This window comes from Oerskovia jenensis, assembly GCF_016907235.1.
Taxonomy (GTDB): Bacteria; Actinomycetota; Actinomycetes; order Actinomycetales; family Cellulomonadaceae; genus Oerskovia; species Oerskovia jenensis.
In genome coordinates, this window is sequence record NZ_JAFBBO010000001.1 from 2,466,733 (window position 1) to 2,482,297 (window position 15,565).

Consider the following 15,565-nt stretch of genomic DNA (forward strand, 5'->3'; position numbering starts at 1 on the left):
TCACCCAGCATGGACATGACGTCGCAGGACCAGCAGCCCCGGACGACCGCCTACGTCCCGCGCCACCTCGCCGTGCCGGAGGCCCCGGCCCGGGTCGCCGATCTTCCGGCGGACCCCCGGTCGATGCGCTGGGACCGGTCGGCGGGCACCCTCACCCGGGTCCTGGACGAGCTGGCGGTGCTCGACGAGGGGAGCCTGTCGGTCGGCAGGCGCTGAGCGTTCTTCGGCCCAGCCCGTTCAGCCCAGCTCGATCGCTGCGGCCGCGGTGACCATCTCGTCGATGACCGCGTTCACGACGGGCCGGGGTTCGTGCCGGGTCGCCCGGTGCCGTGCGACGAGGCGTCGCGAACCGAGGCCCGGGAGCGGGACGACCGTGACGCCGTCGGGCATCTCGCCCTGCACGGCGAGCGCCGGGAGCATCGCGACGCCCTGGCCGGCCGCGACGAGCGCGAGCGCCACGTCGAAGTCGTAGTAGGAGTGACGCGTGCGGAGCGTCGTGCCGAGGGTGCGCGAGAGGCGGCGCAGGGCGCGGGCCGCGGCCGTCGTGGGTTCGGGTCCCAGCCAGACGGCGTCGCGCACGTCGTCGAGGCGCGCGGGCGTGGGGAAGGTCGCGGGCACGACGACGCGCCACGGCTCGTCGAGCAGCGGGACCTCGCGCATGCCGCGCGGCGCGGGGGAGTCGGCGTCCTCGTCACGCTCCAGCAGGACGACGTCCAGGTCGCCGCTGCGCAGGAGCCGCAGGGCCTCCGCGGGCTCGAGCTCCTGGACGTCGAGCTCGACGCCGGGATAGCGCGACTCGAGCGATGCGAACGTCGGACCGACGACCGCTCGGATCGCCGTCTGGAACGACCCGACCGACACCGTCCCCGTCATCTCCTCGCTCATCGCGACGATGGCCTTGCGGGCCTCGACCATCTCGGACTCGATGCGTTCGGCGGCCTCGGCGAGGATGCGACCTGCGGGCGTCAGCGTCACGCCACGAGGCCCGCGGTCGAGGACCTGGATCTTCTCCTCGGCCTCCAGACGCGCTATTTGCTGAGACACGGCCGAGGGCGTCACGTGCAGCAGGTCGGCTGCCGCCAGGACACCTCCGGCCCGGTGCACGGCAAGCAGGAAACCAAGTCTTCGTGGGTCCGTGGCCATGTAGAGATGCTAAACGGCCACGTCAGAGTTCTTCAATTGTGCTGAATGATTTTCGGGGTCACACTTGTGACGTGGCGCCGGCTGGTCCTCCTCAAAAGGGGCTGGCGCCCACAATCCACCTGGTCGCTGCAGCGTCGCAGCTCCCACCAGGACCCCCCTCCCCGATCCCTTCGTGACCCCTGCCCGGAGACCGCCATGTCCGCTTCCCCCGCCCTCGTCGACCTGGTCGTGACCCCGCTCGGATGGGTCGGCGCGATCGCGGCCGTCACGGCGTACGCGATGGTCACACGTGGTCGCTGGTCAGGGGACTCGCTGCGGTTCCAGCTCACGAACTTCGTGGGCGCGGGTCTCATGTGCCTGGTCGCGGCGGTCAACGGGGTATGGCCCTCGGCGGTCGCGAACGTGGTGTGGATCGTCATCGGCGGTCAGGCCATCGTGGTGCTCGTCAAGGCTCGACGCCGCCGCGCGACCGAGGCGGTCGTCATCGCCCTCGAGGCCCCCGCCGCCCAGGTGCGTGCCGTGGACCTGGCCGCCTGACGGCTCGTCACACCGGGCGGTAGCCCGCCGCGCGCCAGGCGACGATCCGGTCGACGGCCTCGGCCACGACCTCGGGCGCGGCCGCGAACGACAACCGGACCCACTCGTGGCCGCGCACGCCGTCGAAGTCCGTCCCCGGGGTGAGCGCGACCCCCGTGTCGGCGAGCAGCCGCTCGCACCACGTGACCGAGTCCAGCCCCGACTCCGCGACGTTCGCGTAGACGTAGAACGCGCCGTCCGCCGGGGCGACCGGGTCCCAGCCCAGGTCGTCGAGCCGGTCGAGCACGAGCGCGCGCGAGTCCGCGTACCGGGCGACGTTCGCCACGGCGGCCGCGTACCCCTCGGGGGACAGCGCCGCGACGCCCGCGTGCTGCGCGAGCGCGGGGGGGCTCAGCGCGATGTTGCCCGCGAGCGCGTCGACCGGGGCCACGAGGTCCTCGGGCAGCACGAGCCACCCGAGCCGCCACCCGGTCATGGCCCAGTACTTGGAGAACGAGTTCACGACGACCGCACCGCCGTCGAGGTACTGCGCCGCGGTCGCCGTCTCGCCGGCCTCCGACGCGGGGTCGGCGTAGACGATGCCGTGATAGATCTCGTCGCTGATCAGGCGCACGTCGTGGTCGGTGCACCAGGACGCGAGCTCGGCCAGGTCGGCCGGCGGGATCATGGTCCCGGTCGGGTTGGCGGGGCTCGCGACCACGAGCCCGTCGAGGCCGCCCCCGTAGTACGCCTCCATGAGCTGGGAGACCGTCGGCTGGTAGCGGGTCTCGGGGCCGCAGTCGAGCTCGACGACCTCGCACCCCAGGGCCGCGAGGATGTTCCGGTACGCGGGGTACCCGGGGCGGGCCAGGGCGACGCGGTCGCCGGCGTCGAACGCGGCGAGGAACGCGAGCATGAAGCCGCCCGACGACCCCGTGGTCACCGCGACGCGTGACGGGTCGACCTGCACGCCGTAGGTACGCCCGTAGTGCTCGGCGATCGCCTGACGCAGCGCGGGCACGCCCAGGGCCTCGGTGTAGCCGAGGTCTCCGGACTCGAGCAGCTCGATCGCCCGGCGCCGCACGACGTCGGACGCCCCCGTCGCGGGCTCCCCGGCGCACAGGTTGAGGACCGACTCTCCCGCGTCGCGCCGGGCGTTGGCCGCGGCGAGGACCTCCATGACGGCGAACGGGGGGACGTGCGACCTGCGCGAGACCTTCATGAGCCCATCATGCCCGGGATTCCGCACCTCACGGGGCCCGACGAGCGCCGGGTGAACTGTGCAGGTCCGGTGACGGAGCGAGTCCTGGCAGGAAACCGCGCGTGAAGTTCCGTAACCTTGCACGAGTCCCGGTCGCGCAGAGGCTGGGAGAAGATCCGCGGATCACACGAGCGAGAGGCGAGCAGTGCCGGAGCACACGACGCAAGGGGGAGTCCGCATCGACGACTCCGGACCTCGATGGACGATGTGGGGCGAGGTCGACGCCGCGGTCCAGGACCGTTCCGAGGACGACCTCGTCCGCTCTCTCCAGCGCGCGGACGGCCCCGTGACGATCGACCTGAGCGAGGTCACGTTCATGGACTCGGGCGGCCTGCGGCTGCTGTACCTGTCCCTGCTGGCCGGGGGCGTGGCCCCTGTCCTGGTCGGTGTCCCGGAGCGCATCAGGGACCTGCTCGAGATCAGCGGCGTCCTCGCGCAGTTCACGCTCGTCGACTGACACCGTCCCGTCGCCGCGGCCACCACCCCCGGCCGCGACGCCGCACCCGTCCACCCGTACGACTCACCGGACCCATCGGAGGAACCTCTTGGACACCTCGATCGCCTCGTCCCGTCCGCCCGAGAACTTCCACGTGGTCCGCGTCTGGCAGCTCGACTCGATCGACGAGCTCTCGACGTTGCGCACCTCGCTCCATCTCGAGCTGACGGGCCGCCCGCTCGCACCCGACGGCGCCCTCGCCGAGGTCCCCGAGAAGATCGTGCTCGTCGCGAGCGAGCTTGCGACCAACGCGCTGCGGCACGGGCGCCCACCGACGACGGTCCAGCTCCTGACCGACGGCGAGGAGTACATCGTCGACGTGATCGACCAGGACACGAGCCGAGCGCCCGTGGTCGCCGCGCCGCGCCTGCCGGGCGACGGCGGCTTCGGGCTCGTGCTCGCGCAGCGGATCGCCCTGGACGTGGGCTGGTTCGTCGCGGACGGCAAGCACGTCTGGGCGAGGCTGGGTGTGCCCAAGGACGTGGTGAGACCGCCCCGACCTGTCGCGGCGGTCCCCTGACCGCTCGTTCCCGCCGAGCTCCCGCCGAGGGCCGGTCTGCGCGAGGCGCAGGCCGGCCCTCGGTCGTCGTCAGGGCTCGGCCGTCGTCAGGCTCGGCCGTCGTCAGGCTCGGCCGGGTCGGTCCGACGGCGCAGCACCAGCAGCGTCGCGTCGTCCTCCGACGCGGGGTCCCGGGTCTCGCGCAGCACGGCGTCGACGTCGCCCACGTGCTCGGCGAACGTCCCGGCGAGGCGGCGCAGGCCCACCTTGAGGGACTCGTCGCGGCGCTCGAAGAGCCCGTCGCTGTACAGCACGAGCGCGCCGCCCGGCGCGATCGACGTGGTCCCGGCCTCGAACCGCAGCGCGCCCAGCCCGAGCGGCGGACCGCCCAGCAGCCGGCCCCACACGACGCCCTCGCCCGGCACGAGGAAGAAGGGCGGCGGGTGACCCGCCGTCACGTACTCGACCGAGCCCCTGTCGAGGTCGACGACCGCGACGACGAGCGTCGCGATCTGCCCCGGCATGGTCCACCGCACGGTCTCGGCGACCTGCTCGACGGCCCCGCGCGCGGTCCCGGCCTGCACGAGAGCGGCGCGCAGCGTGTTGCGGAGCTGCCCCATCGAGGCGGCCGCCTGCAGCCCGTGGCCCGTGACGTCCCCGACGACGAGCCCGAGCGCGCCCGAGGGCAGGCGCAGCGCGTCGTACCAGTCACCGCCGACGAACCCGCCCCCGGCGGGCTCGTACCGCGCGGTGACGGTCCAGCCCGGTGTGTCGGGCAGCGACTCGGGGAGCAGGCTGCGCTGGAGCGCCTCGGCCGCGCGCACGTCGCGGCGCCCGGCCAGGTAGAGCGCCTCGACGAGGTGGCTGCGCAGCGCCCCCGCGGTCTCGACGGCGTCCTCGGTCCAGGGATCGCTGTGCCCGCTCACGACCTCGCGCCAGCGGTCGAACGACTTGCGGGGGCTGAGCCGGACGGTGTCGCCCTCGCTGCGCGCGATGGCCTTGTTGTGCGGGTCGCCACCCCAGTCGACGCTGCGCAGCACCTCGTCCCGCAGCCAGAGCACGACCTGGCCGTCGTTGAGGTGCACGCCCAGCACGCCCGCGACGTCGGGCAGGTGCGCCGCGAGGTCCGGGGCCGCGACGCGCAGCGAGTCGATCGCGAGGACCTCGTCGTCCGCGGCCGCGAGACGGTCTGCGAACCAGTCGGCGAGCAGGGCGATCCCTGCGTCGTCGGGCACGTGCCCGAGCGAGGCGAAGCGCCCCTCCGCGACGACCACGGCCCCGTCGGCACCCACGAGGTCGAGCAGGCGAGCGTCGGCCGTGAGCGCCTCGACGAGCGCCGTGTCCTGGTCGCGGCTGTCGGCGACGAGGCCCGCGAGCAGGCGCGACGACGTGCGTGACGCGGCCAGGCGGTCCTCCTCGCTCTGCGCGACGAGCAGCACCGACAGGGCGGCGCCCAGGAACTCCGCGGCCGCGCGCACCGCGTAGGGCGGGTGGTGCGGCCCCGAGTAGTGGTGGCACGCGATGAGGCCCCAGAGCTTGCCGTCGCGCAGCAGCGAGATCGACATGGACGCGCCCACGCCCATGTTCGCGAGGTACTCGAGGTGGATGGGGGAGACGCTGCGCAGCGTCGAGTACGTGAGGTCGAGCGGCTGCCCCGTGGTCGGGAGGTCGGTGGGGACGATCTCGCACGGGACGTAGCCCACGTCGTCGATCAGCCGGATCCAGTTCTTCTCGTACAGCGCGCGGGCCTGGCGCGGGATGTCGGTCGCGGGGTAGTGCAGCCCGTGGAACGAGTTGAGGTCCTCGCGCTTGGCCTCCGCGACGACCTCGCCGTTGTGGTCGGCGTCGAAGCGGTAGATCATCACGCGGTCGAAGCCCGTGAGCTGCCGCACGTGCCGCGCCGCCGTCCCGAACAGCTCGGGCAGCGTCCCGGCCCTGTCCAGGTCCGCGAGCGCCGCACGCACGGACTGGTACGTGTTGGGGAAGCTGAGGGGGCGCACGACGGCGGGCTCGAGCTCGATCACGACGACGGGTTCGGCACCGGCGCGCAGCGGGGGTCGGTGCAGGATCGCGTCGGTCGGGGTCGCGCGCGCCGCGCCGGTACGGATCTCGACGGGGTTGTGCGGCGCGAGGTCGGGATGCTGCGCGACGTGCGTGAGGAGCCTCGGGCCGTCGTCGGCGCCCAGGACCTCGGACAGGTGGGCGCCGAGCACGTCCGCGGTGCCGCGCCCCAGGACCTCGGGCACGTTGGTCGAGCACTGCACCACGTGCCCGTCGCTCTCCCGGACCACGAGGAGCGCCCCGCGGGGCTGGATCCGCCCGGGGATGTGGATGGGCTCGCGCGCGCAGTTCTCGAGGTCGATCGTCTCGGCCGGGCTGAGAAGTTCTTCGTCCGTGCTCTGGGTCATGTGCAGCTCCCCTCCCGCGAGGTGCGGGCCGTTCATGGCAGCGCGCTGCCGACCAGTCCCGGCTGCTTCTTCACCGATGACGAGCACACCCGGTCGGAAGAGGCCGGGCGGCTCAGCCTACAACGCCCGCGATCGGCGAGGATGGGAGCAGCACCCGTCCGGCGACGACCCTGGGAGGACCCGATGACCGAGGACGACCCGGTGCGCCGGGCCGCGCAGTACCGCGTGGACCGCGAGGCGGCGCAGGACGCGGCGGAGGCGGCAGCCGACGCGAACGCCCCGCAGCAGGCCGACGAGCCCCACGAGGACGGCCCCGCCCGCCCACGGCTCCCGCTCGAGAATCGCGGCCAGTGGGTCGACGAGCTCGTCCGGCAGGCCATGGCCCGCGGCGAGTTCGACGACCTGCCGCTCGCGGGCAAGCCCATCCCCGGCCTGGGGGCGCGGTACGACCCCGATTGGTGGCTCAAGAACCTCGTCGAGCGCGAGCGGATCACGGGCATCCTGCCCCCGGCCCAGCTCCGGGCGGACGACGCCGGGCTCCGCGACGAGCTCGACCGCCTGTTCTCCGAGGAGTCCGTGCGCGAGACCCTGGCGGAGTTCAACGCGCGCGTGGTCGACGCCCGCCGCCAGCTCCTGGGTGGCCCGCCCGTGGTCACGCCCCTGCGGGACGTCGAGGAGGAGGTCTCGCTCTGGCGCGCACGACGTGCGGCCCGCAGCGCGGCGTCGTCCACCGGCCCGACGGCGCCGCGCACCTCCCGGGACGGCTCACCCCGGGACCGCTCGCCCGGGGCGGGGGACGGCTCGGGCGCGACGGGTACGCGACGGTGGTGGCGCCGTCGGCGGGGCGGACCGGCGGACGGCACCGAGGCGACCTGAACCACCCGCTCCCGGCGAGCGCTCCCACCCGGCGGCTCCTACCCTCGGGACATGCCCCCACCCACCGCCCCGACCGCCGCGACGACGGGCTGGGTGCCCGACGTCCTCGACGGGTTCGAGCAGCTCACCCTGCCCCTCGACCCCGACGACGAGGGCGAGGTCGTCGCGACGCTGGTACGCCGCCGTCGGGACGCAGGAGACGGCACCGCGGCCGACACGCTCCACGGGGGAGCCCGGCCCGCGGGCGTGCGCGACCGGGGGATCGACGTCCTGTACGTGCACGGCTGGTCGGACTACTTCTTCCAGACCGAGCTCGCGGACTACTGGGAGGCGCAGGGAGCCCGGTTCTTCGCGCTCGACCTGCGCAAGTACGGCCGCAGCCTGCGCCCCGGCCAGACCCCCGGGTTCGTCACGAGCCTCGCGACGTACGACGAGGACATCGAGGCCGCGCTCACGACCATGGGGCACGGCGTCCTGACCGCCGACCCCGTGCTGCGCGAACGCGGCCTGGTGCTCATGGGCCACTCGACGGGCGGGCTCACGCTGAGCCTGTGGACCGCGCGGAACCAGGACCGCGTCGCCGGTCTGGTCCTCAACAGCCCGTGGCTCGAGTTCCAGGCGCGCCAGATCGGACGCAAGGTGCTCGCGCCCGCGATCGGGCTCCAGGCCCGGCTCGACCCGCGAGCGCCCCTGCCCCAGGTCGACCTCGGCTTCTACACGCGCTCCGTGTCCAGGACGCTCGACGGCGAGTGGGACTACGACCTCGCGTGGCGGCCCGTGCGCGGCTTCGTGGTGCACGGGGGCTGGCTCAACGCGGTGCTGCACGGGCAGACCGCCGTCGAGCTGGGGCTCGGGATCACGGTGCCCGTCCTGGTCCTGCTGTCCACGCGCAGCACGCTCCTGCCCCGGTGGACCCCCGAGATGATGCACAGCGACACGGCCCTCGACGTCGTCGGGATCGCTCGACGGTCGACCGACCTGGGGACGCTCGTCGTGCTCGCACGCATCGAGGGGGCGCTGCACGACGTCGTGCTCTCGGCGGCGCCCGTGCGCGCCGTGGCGTACGACCGGATCACGACCTGGGTGCGTGGGTACGTGCCCGAGCCGGTGCCCCCGGAGGAGCCCGGGGCGGACGCGGCGGGGCCCGCGGCGAGGGGGGTCGGCGCGTGGGCGCCGGTCCGGTGGGCCCGCTCGGCGGCGGGGTCCGTGGGGGCGAGCGTGCGCGGGTGGGCCGCCCGGGCGCGGGGGACCCGGGCGCGGGGGACCCGGCCGCGACCGCCTCAGTCCTGACGCCGCGCGAGCTCTCCGCGCACGAACTCGACGACCCCGTCCGCGGCGGCCTCGACCTGCGCCAGGCAGTCCTCGAAGTCCTGCATGCCGCCGTACCAGGGGTCGTCGATGTCGAGCAGGTGCTCGTCGCGCTCGGTCCGCTCGGGCGGGACGACGGGCGCCGCCGGGTCGAACGTCCGGTACAGGCGCACGTTCCCGTCGCCGTGCATCCGGCGCAGGGCGCGCGCGTGCTGCGCCGTCATGGGCAGCACCAGGTCCCGGGACACGAGGTCGCTCGCGCGGACCTGGCGGGCGTGGTGGCCGTCGCCCGTGGCGTACCCGTGCTCGGCCAGGACGCGGCGCGCCCGGCGGTCCACGGGGTTGCCGTGCTCCTCCGCGCTGATGCCCGTCGAGTCCACGACCACTCGCCCGCCCAGTCCCGCGGCCTCGAACCGGTCGCGCAGCACGATCTCCGCCATGGGCGAGCGGCAGATGTTGCCCGTGCAGACCGTCATCACGCGGTAGGGGCCGTGGCCGGGGTCGGGGGTCGCGTCGTGGGGTGTCGTCACCCGACCAGTCTGCCCGAGCCGTGCGTCGGCCCTCTCGACGGGGGTGAGACGGGTGCTCCCGCACGAGACGGGCCGCTGGGACACGGGCCCGGGTACCCGTCTCGAGCGCCATCACCCGTCTCGCCCCGGGCCCCGCCCCCCGGGCAGTTCCTGCGCGCCCGGCCTACCGTGGACGCATGACCATCAGGACGGACTCGGGGATCGTCGCGGTGACCGGAGCGAGCGGGCAGCTCGGCACGAAGCTCGCGCTGCGGCTCGCGGCCGAGGGCGCCGCCCAACGGCTGGTCGTGCGGGACGCCTCCCGCACCCCTCGTCTGCCCGACGGCGAGCCCCTGCCCGACTCCGAGGTCGCGGTCACCGCCGGGTACACCGACACCGAACGCATGGTGCGCGCCTTCCGCGGTGCGCGTTCGGTCTTCCTGGTCTCGGCCCGCGAGGCGCCGGACCGGGTCGCCGAGCACCGGGCAGCCGTGGACGCGGCCGTCGCGGCCGGCGTCGAGCGCATCGTCTACGTGTCGTTCGTCGGCGCGGCTCCCGAGGCGACGTTCACGTTCGCGCGCGACCACTGGCACACCGAGGAGTACATCAAGGCCACGGGGATCAGGTACACGTTCCTGCGGGACAACCTCTACCACCAGGGCCTGGTCCACATGGTCGGGGACGACGGCGTCATCCGCGGCCCCGCGGGCGACGGACGGCTCGCGTCGGTGTCCCACGACGACATCGCGGACGTCGCGACCGCGATCCTGCTCGACGAACGTCCCCGCGCGCACGACGGGAAGACGTACGACGTGACCGGACCGCAGGCCCTCACGCTCACCGAGGTCGCCGCCGTCCTGTCGGACGTCACCGGCCGCACCATCACCTACCAGCCCGAGACCGTGGAGGAGGCGTACGCGTCGCGCGCGGTCTACGCCGCACCGCCGTTCGCGGTCGACGGCTGGGTCTCGTCCTACACCGCGATCGCGGCGGGCGAGCTGGCAGGGGTGAGCGACGTCGTCGAACGATTCGCCGGGCGCCCCGCGCAGAGCTTCGCCGCCTGGCTCGACGACTACCCCGAGGAGTGGGACCGGCTCCTCCCCGCCTGACCGCCCAGCCAGGGGGCGACGTACAGCGGTCGCCCCGACCTCGAAGGAGCGTCCATGAGCACGCAGTCGAACGAGCCGGGCGGAGCAGCACCGGCGCGCCCCGCGCAGGGACCCGGCGCCCCCGACCACCGGTGGGCCGGGCTGTTCGTGCTCGCCACGGCGCTGTCGATGATCGTGCTCGACGGGACGATCGTGGGCGTCGCCCTCCCGACCATCATCGAGGACCTGCACCTCGACCTGAACGACGCGCAGTGGGTCAACGCGTCCTACTCGGTCGTGTTCGCGGCGCTCCTGCTCACCGCGGGCCGCCTGGGCGACCGTCTGGGACGGCGGAACATGCTGCTCGGCGGCGTCGTGGTCTTCCTCGCCGGGAGCCTCCTCGCGTCGCAGGCCGACGACGCCGGGACCCTGATCGTGGCGCGCCTGATCCAGGGCGTCGGCGGGGCGTTCGTCCTGCCCGCGACCTTGTCGACGGTCAACGCGACGTTCCGCGGCAAGGACCGCGCGGTCGCGTTCGGGATCTGGGGAGCCGTGATCTCGGGGATGGCCGCCGTGGGCCCGCTCCTCGGCGGGTGGCTCACGACGTCGTTCACGTGGCCGTGGATCTTCCTCGTGAACCTCCCGATCGGGATCGCGGTCGTCGTCGGCGCGCTGCTCGTCGTCCCCGAGACCCGCGCGCACATCACGGTGCCGGGGCTCGACGTCGTCGGGCTGCTCCTGAGCGCGCTCGGGTTCGGTGCGGTCGTCTTCGCGCTCATCGAGGGACAGTCGCTCGGCTGGTGGGCCCCCAAGGGCGAGCTCAAGGTCTTCGGCATGATCTGGGGGACCGACGCCCCCGTCTCTCCGGTCCCGGTCATCGGCGCGATCGGCGTGCTGCTCCTGGTGCTCTTCGCGTTCTGGGAGAACCACCGCGCACGGATCGGGCGGTCCGCGCTGCTGGATCTCACGCTGTTCCGCGTCGCGACGTTCCGCTGGGGCAACCTCACGGCGATGCTCGTCGCGATCGGGGAGTTCGGCCTGATCTTCGTGCTGCCCCTGTACCTGCAGAACATCCTGGGCCTCTCGAGCCTGGGGGCGGGCGTCGTGCTCGCGACCATGGCCGCGGGCGCGTTCTTCTCGGGAGCGATGGCCCGGCACCTCGCGGCCGCGATCGGGTCGCCGCGCACGATCGTCCTGGGGCTGGTCCTGGAGGTCGTGGGCGTGCTCGCGGTCGCGCTCGTCGTGACCCCGACCGTCTCGTCGTGGCTCATCGCGGTCCTGCTCGTGGTCTACGGCCTGGGGCTGGGTCTCGCGTCCGCGCAGCTCACGGGCACGACGCTCGTCGACGTCCCCGAGGAGGAGTCCGGCCAGGCGTCCGCGACCCAGTCGACGTCACGCCAGCTCGGCTCGGCGCTCGGCACCGCCTTCATCGGGGCGGCCCTCGCGATCGGCCTCACGACCGCGGTGCCCCCCGCGCTCGACGAGGTCGACGGCGTCTCGCCCGCCGTCGCGTCGCAGGTCGCCGACGCGACGGCCCAGTCGGCGGGCGGCACGATCCCGCAGCTGCGCGGCGAGGGCACCCGGAGCCAGTTCGGCGAGAAGACGCCCGACGTCGTCGACGCGCTCTCCGACGGGTTCAGCGACGCCACCCGGATCTCGCTGTACGTCGCCGGGGGCTTCCTGCTCCTTGGCCTGGTGTGCTCGACGCGCGTCGTCGCGGCCTCCCGGCGCGAGGGCGTGGACCAGGGCGAGCGGTCGCACGCCGAGGGTGACGCGCCCACCCCCCGAGGGTGACGGGCCCGAGCGCCGACGGTGACGTCCGAGACCGCAGGCGGTGACGGACCTGAACCCGTCGAGAAATACCCTGGCGGCCCTGTGGGAGGCAGGCGTAGCGTCGCCAGTACATGCGAAAGGAGGTGGTCCACGAAGTGAAGATTCTTCGGACACATGAGGTGGTTGCACGCTAGTCGTGCCATCGAGCAACGGACCTTGCGAGGATCCCGCGGCCGACAGGTGACCGTCACGTCACCCACGACCAGCGAGAACCATGCAGCCACCGGAGCCCGCGGGAGTCGCGCCCTTGTCCAGCGCGACGGGTGGAGGAATCCACCGGCCCGCGGGCTTCTTCGCGCCCGGCACCTCCCCAGCCCCCGGCCGAGTAGCCTCATCCCACATCGAGTTGCAGGGGGAAACGGTGAACAACGTGACGACGATTCTTGCTGCCGTCCTCACCTCCGGGGCAGTCAGTGCGTACGTGAGCTCCAGGCTGGCCGTGGATCGGCACACCAAGGAGCACGAGGCGCTCTCCGCAGACCTCACGCTATTCAAGGACCTCTCGGAGATCGCGCCCGACCGGACGACCGAGGACGTCGCACTGGCGGCAGTCGTACGAGCTCGGCTCCGGCAACGCCTGACGAGGGCCCTGATCCCCTCCCAGCTGCCCTTCGTCGCAGGGTTGGGTCTGGTCGCCGCAGTGCTCGTCGTCGCCAGCGCCCTCGTCAGCGGTGACGAGTACCAGCAGGCCCTCGAGGTGGTTCTGTGGGGAGTGATGCTCCTCGGTGTGCCGCTCCTGTGGGTCGCCCTGGCCGAGAACCGGCTGCACTCCGACGTCGCGACGTTCCTGGACACGAACCGTGCGCACGATCTGCCACGATGGGCGTCCCTCGTCCTCACCCCGGACGTGAAGAACGCCTACAAGTACCTCGTCAACCAGTCGGGGCCACACGCCGCAGAGTCGTCCATGCCCGCCTGACCAGGGCAGGTCAGAACGGCTTGCGCGCCACCACGAGGAACCGCGGCGCCTCGTCCACGAAGTCGTTGCCCGCGGCGAAGTGCATGTGCAGGGCGCGCAGCGGCGCCTCGTACCGCCCGATCGCCTCGGGCGACAGGCTCGCGATCTCGGGGACCTGCCACGCGATGACCTTGAGGTACCAGAGCAGCGAGCTCAGGTCGTGGAAGTGCCGCGTGCCCACGTGCTCGCGCGCCACGTCGATCACGAAGCCGGCCTCGGCCAGGTCGGCGACCGCGCCCTCGAGCGTCACGTCGTCCGGGTCCCAGGGGAGCTGTGCGCCGAGCGCGGTGTTGACCCGGATGCCGTCCCGGGAGTCGACCTGCTGCGTGATGAACACGCCCCCCGGTTCCAGGACACGCAGGACCTCGGACGGCTCGAACTCCTCGTGCCGGTCCAGCACCACCGCGAACCGGCCGTCGAGGAACGGCAGCATGAGCCCCTCGCCCTTGCTGCTGCCCACCTGCCGGACGTCCACGCCCAGCGGTTCGAGGCGCCGTCGGGCCACGGGGACGTTCGGTGGCCAGCCCTCCGTGGCGGCCGACCCCTCCGGCAGCGGCGCGAGCGAGGCGAACGCCTCGCCGCCGCCCGTCCCCAGGTCCAGGACCGGGCCACGACCGCTGCCCACCAGCTCGCGCGCGAGCACCAGGTAGTCCCAGGGCAGGGGTTCCTCGACGCACCGGTCGTCGATCGGGGACAGGTCGAACCCCTCGACCGGTGTCGCCCGCGCCCACTCGACGTGCGCCTCGAACGGGGCGGCGCGGTCGGGGACGGGAAGGGCTCCGGCTTCAGACATGCGTCGATTGTCCCCCGGCGGAGCATGCTCGGTCGAAACGGCACGCCCGCCCCACGACGACCTGGACCCTGGCACGGCGGGCACAGCGCCGTGCCAGGGTCCAGGGCAGATGTGCCCGTCGCGCAGGACGCGACAAAGCGGTAGTTTCGTGCGCCGGGACGATCACCGACGTCCCCGCCGGACCAGCACCTCCGCCGCCCGCGCCCTGATCGGCCGAGCGCCGCACGACGAACGGAACCGAGCCCCATGGTTGGCCTCTACGGCGCAGACGTGAGCACCCCGACGGCGCTGCGCCCCACGGGTCACCGGGCGACCCGCAAGGTTCGTGCGGTCGCGGCACGGCACCGCGAGAGGCTGGGCGAGCTGCGCCACGTCGAGTCGAGCTCACCACCACCCCGCGTCGTCGTCTGGACCGCGGCCGTCGTCGGTGCGCTCTCCGTCCTCGTAGCCCTGCAAGGCGGCGGGATCGGCGGCATCGCGGCAGTGATCGCGTCCTTCGTCCTGATCGCCGTGGTCATCCTGACGTTCCTGGGCGGTGAGAAGCTCCTGGTCCTCGAGCGAGGGATCGTGATCGGGTCCTTCGCCCCGTTCCTCACGCCCTACGCCCTCGGCTTCGACCAGATCGACGCCCGCACGATCAGCGCGAACCTCGCGGGACCACGGGGCACCGGCCTGCTCCTGGCCGACCGCGGGGCCGGCCGGGCGAACCGCACCGTCCCCTGGTCACTGCGCTCGGTCACCTTCGTCGCCCTGGCCCCCACGGTGATCAGGCACCAGGCCCGGCGAGGCGGACCCACCGCGGTCACCGACCGCCGCTTCTTCCTGCTCTGGCTGTTCTCCGTCCGGCACACGAACCGCCTCGAGCCCCTCGTCCGCGCCCTCGCCACCGCGATGCACGCGGCGGGCACCCCCGGGGCCGACGGGATCGTCGCGCACGCCCTGCCTCCACGCCCCCTGCGCCGGACGAACGCCGACGCCGACCACCTCGGCATCCCGACCAGGGACCGTGCGAAGGACCTCCGCTGACGCACGGCCCAGCCCCGCACCGCACCGCTCACCCCGACGACGAGGACACCCCCTGAGCCCCGCGCCCCACCCCCTCAGCGACCGCGCGACCCGCAAGGTCCGCGCCGTCGCCGACCATCACCGCCCGACCCTCGGCGAGCTGCGCCACGTCGAGTCCTGCACGCTCTCGGCGCGCGCGATCGGGACGGTCGCCGGGATCTTCGCCGCGGTCGTCGCGGTGCTGGCCTTCAACGGGAGCGTGCTCCAGGTCGTGGCGTTCGCCCTCGCGATGGGCCTGGTCCTGGCCGTGGTCCTGCGCTTCGTCGCGAGCGAGAAGCTCCTCGTGCTCGACCGCGGCCTCGTCGTGGGCTCGTTCGGCCCGTTCATGACGCCCTACGCCGTGCCGTACGCGGACGTCGTCGCGCCGAGCGTCTCGGCGATCGTCGGGACCCAGCGCCCGGTGACGCTGCTCAAGGCCGACCAAGGGGCGTCGGCGACCAACCGGACGGCGTTGTGGTCGCTGCGGTCCGTGACGTTCGTCGGGCCGACCGCCGAGGTCTCGCGCACCTTCACCCGGACCGGGACGTGGCAGCCGCAGCCCGGGAAGCAGGACCTCTGGGTGTTCTCGGTGCGCGGCGCGCGGCGCCAGGAGATCCTCGTGCACGAGCTCGCCACGGCGCTGGTCCGGTCCGGCCAGCCGGGCGCCGAGCAGGTCCTCGCGCACGCCCTGCCCGCGCGGCGGCTGCGCGTGAGCGTGGCCGACGCCGACCACCTGCGCCTGCCCCAGAGGCTGCGCTCGACGAGCATCCAGGTCGACGCCCGGGTCGGCTGAGCCGCCCGGGCGGGCCGGGCCGGGCGGTCGGGACGGGCCG

16 protein-coding genes are annotated in these 15,565 nt (G+C 73.5%); 11 read left to right on the forward strand and 5 right to left on the reverse strand.

The window, feature by feature from the left end:
- Positions 1-15: 15 nt before the first annotated feature.
- Entirely contained in the window at positions 16-216 is a 201-nt protein-coding gene (locus JOD49_RS11045; RefSeq protein WP_205307234.1) for a hypothetical protein, read from the forward strand.
- Positions 217-237: 21 nt separating this feature from the next.
- On the opposite strand, the gene JOD49_RS11050 is transcribed toward JOD49_RS11045, so the two are convergent.
- Positions 238-1,143, reverse strand: a complete 906-nt coding sequence (locus tag JOD49_RS11050; RefSeq protein ID WP_205307235.1) for a LysR family transcriptional regulator — start codon at positions 1,141-1,143, stop codon at positions 238-240.
- Between the two features lie 195 nt (positions 1,144-1,338).
- Between JOD49_RS11050 and JOD49_RS11055 the strand changes: the two genes are divergently transcribed.
- Entirely contained in the window at positions 1,339-1,680 is a 342-nt protein-coding gene (locus tag JOD49_RS11055; protein ID WP_205307236.1) for a CBU_0592 family membrane protein, read from the forward strand.
- A 7-nt stretch (positions 1,681-1,687) separates the two neighbouring features.
- Here the strand turns inward: JOD49_RS11055 and JOD49_RS11060 are convergent, their stop codons facing one another.
- Positions 1,688-2,881, reverse strand: coding sequence for an aminotransferase class I/II-fold pyridoxal phosphate-dependent enzyme (locus tag JOD49_RS11060; protein ID WP_205307237.1), 1,194 nt, complete (start codon positions 2,879-2,881; stop codon positions 1,688-1,690).
- Positions 2,882-3,065: 184 nt separating this feature from the next.
- On the opposite strand from JOD49_RS11060, the gene JOD49_RS11065 reads away from it, so the two are divergent.
- Positions 3,066-3,377: an STAS domain-containing protein gene (locus JOD49_RS11065; protein WP_307822500.1), complete on the forward strand. Its 312-nt coding sequence runs from the start codon at positions 3,066-3,068 to the stop codon at positions 3,375-3,377.
- An 88-nt stretch (positions 3,378-3,465) separates the two neighbouring features.
- On the forward strand, positions 3,466-3,936 hold the full coding sequence (locus tag JOD49_RS11070; RefSeq protein ID WP_205307238.1) for an ATP-binding protein: 471 nt from the start codon (positions 3,466-3,468) through the stop codon (positions 3,934-3,936).
- An 86-nt stretch (positions 3,937-4,022) separates the two neighbouring features.
- On the opposite strand, the gene JOD49_RS11075 is transcribed toward JOD49_RS11070, so the two are convergent.
- The gene (locus tag JOD49_RS11075; RefSeq protein WP_205307239.1) at positions 4,023-6,323 is read right to left on the reverse strand and encodes a SpoIIE family protein phosphatase; all 2,301 of its coding nucleotides are present in this window, start codon (positions 6,321-6,323) and stop codon (positions 4,023-4,025) included.
- A gap of 183 nt (positions 6,324-6,506) precedes the next feature.
- Here JOD49_RS11075 and JOD49_RS11080 point away from each other — a divergent pair, with 183 nt between their 5' ends.
- Both JOD49_RS11080 and JOD49_RS11085 read left to right on the forward strand, forming a co-directional pair.
- Positions 6,507-7,199, forward strand: coding sequence for a DnaJ family domain-containing protein (locus JOD49_RS11080; protein ID WP_205307240.1), 693 nt, complete (start codon positions 6,507-6,509; stop codon positions 7,197-7,199).
- Positions 7,200-7,250: 51 nt separating this feature from the next.
- The gene (locus tag JOD49_RS11085; protein ID WP_205307241.1) at positions 7,251-8,489 is read left to right on the forward strand and encodes an alpha/beta hydrolase; all 1,239 of its coding nucleotides are present in this window, start codon (positions 7,251-7,253) and stop codon (positions 8,487-8,489) included.
- On the opposite strand, the gene JOD49_RS11090 is transcribed toward JOD49_RS11085, so the two are convergent.
- Positions 8,480-8,983 (reverse strand): low molecular weight protein-tyrosine-phosphatase, encoded by a 504-nt coding sequence (locus JOD49_RS11090; RefSeq protein WP_205308932.1) that lies wholly within the window; start codon positions 8,981-8,983, stop codon positions 8,480-8,482. The genes JOD49_RS11085 and JOD49_RS11090 overlap by 10 nt on opposite strands.
- A 230-nt stretch (positions 8,984-9,213) precedes the next feature.
- On the opposite strand from JOD49_RS11090, the gene JOD49_RS11095 reads away from it, so the two are divergent.
- The 3 genes from JOD49_RS11095 (at position 9,214) to JOD49_RS11105 (ending at position 12,856) form a co-directional block, all read left to right on the forward strand.
- Positions 9,214-10,125: an SDR family oxidoreductase gene (locus JOD49_RS11095; RefSeq protein ID WP_205307242.1), complete on the forward strand. Its 912-nt coding sequence runs from the start codon at positions 9,214-9,216 to the stop codon at positions 10,123-10,125.
- Between the two features lie 54 nt (positions 10,126-10,179).
- The gene (locus JOD49_RS11100; RefSeq protein WP_205307243.1) at positions 10,180-11,898 is read left to right on the forward strand and encodes an MFS transporter; all 1,719 of its coding nucleotides are present in this window, start codon (positions 10,180-10,182) and stop codon (positions 11,896-11,898) included.
- A 409-nt stretch (positions 11,899-12,307) separates the two neighbouring features.
- Positions 12,308-12,856, forward strand: coding sequence for a hypothetical protein (locus tag JOD49_RS11105; RefSeq protein WP_205307244.1), 549 nt, complete (start codon positions 12,308-12,310; stop codon positions 12,854-12,856).
- A 10-nt stretch (positions 12,857-12,866) separates the two neighbouring features.
- Here JOD49_RS11105 and JOD49_RS11110 read toward each other — a convergent pair whose 3' ends face one another.
- Positions 12,867-13,688: a class I SAM-dependent methyltransferase gene (locus JOD49_RS11110; RefSeq protein WP_205307245.1), complete on the reverse strand. Its 822-nt coding sequence runs from the start codon at positions 13,686-13,688 to the stop codon at positions 12,867-12,869.
- A gap of 270 nt (positions 13,689-13,958) precedes the next feature.
- Between JOD49_RS11110 and JOD49_RS11115 the strand changes: the two genes are divergently transcribed.
- Entirely contained in the window at positions 13,959-14,714 is a 756-nt protein-coding gene (locus JOD49_RS11115; protein ID WP_205307246.1) for a hypothetical protein, read from the forward strand.
- Positions 14,695-15,525, forward strand: coding sequence for a hypothetical protein (locus tag JOD49_RS11120; protein WP_205307247.1), 831 nt, complete (start codon positions 14,695-14,697; stop codon positions 15,523-15,525). Before JOD49_RS11115 ends, JOD49_RS11120 begins: the two co-directional genes overlap by 20 nt.
- Positions 15,526-15,565: the final 40 nt, after the last annotated feature.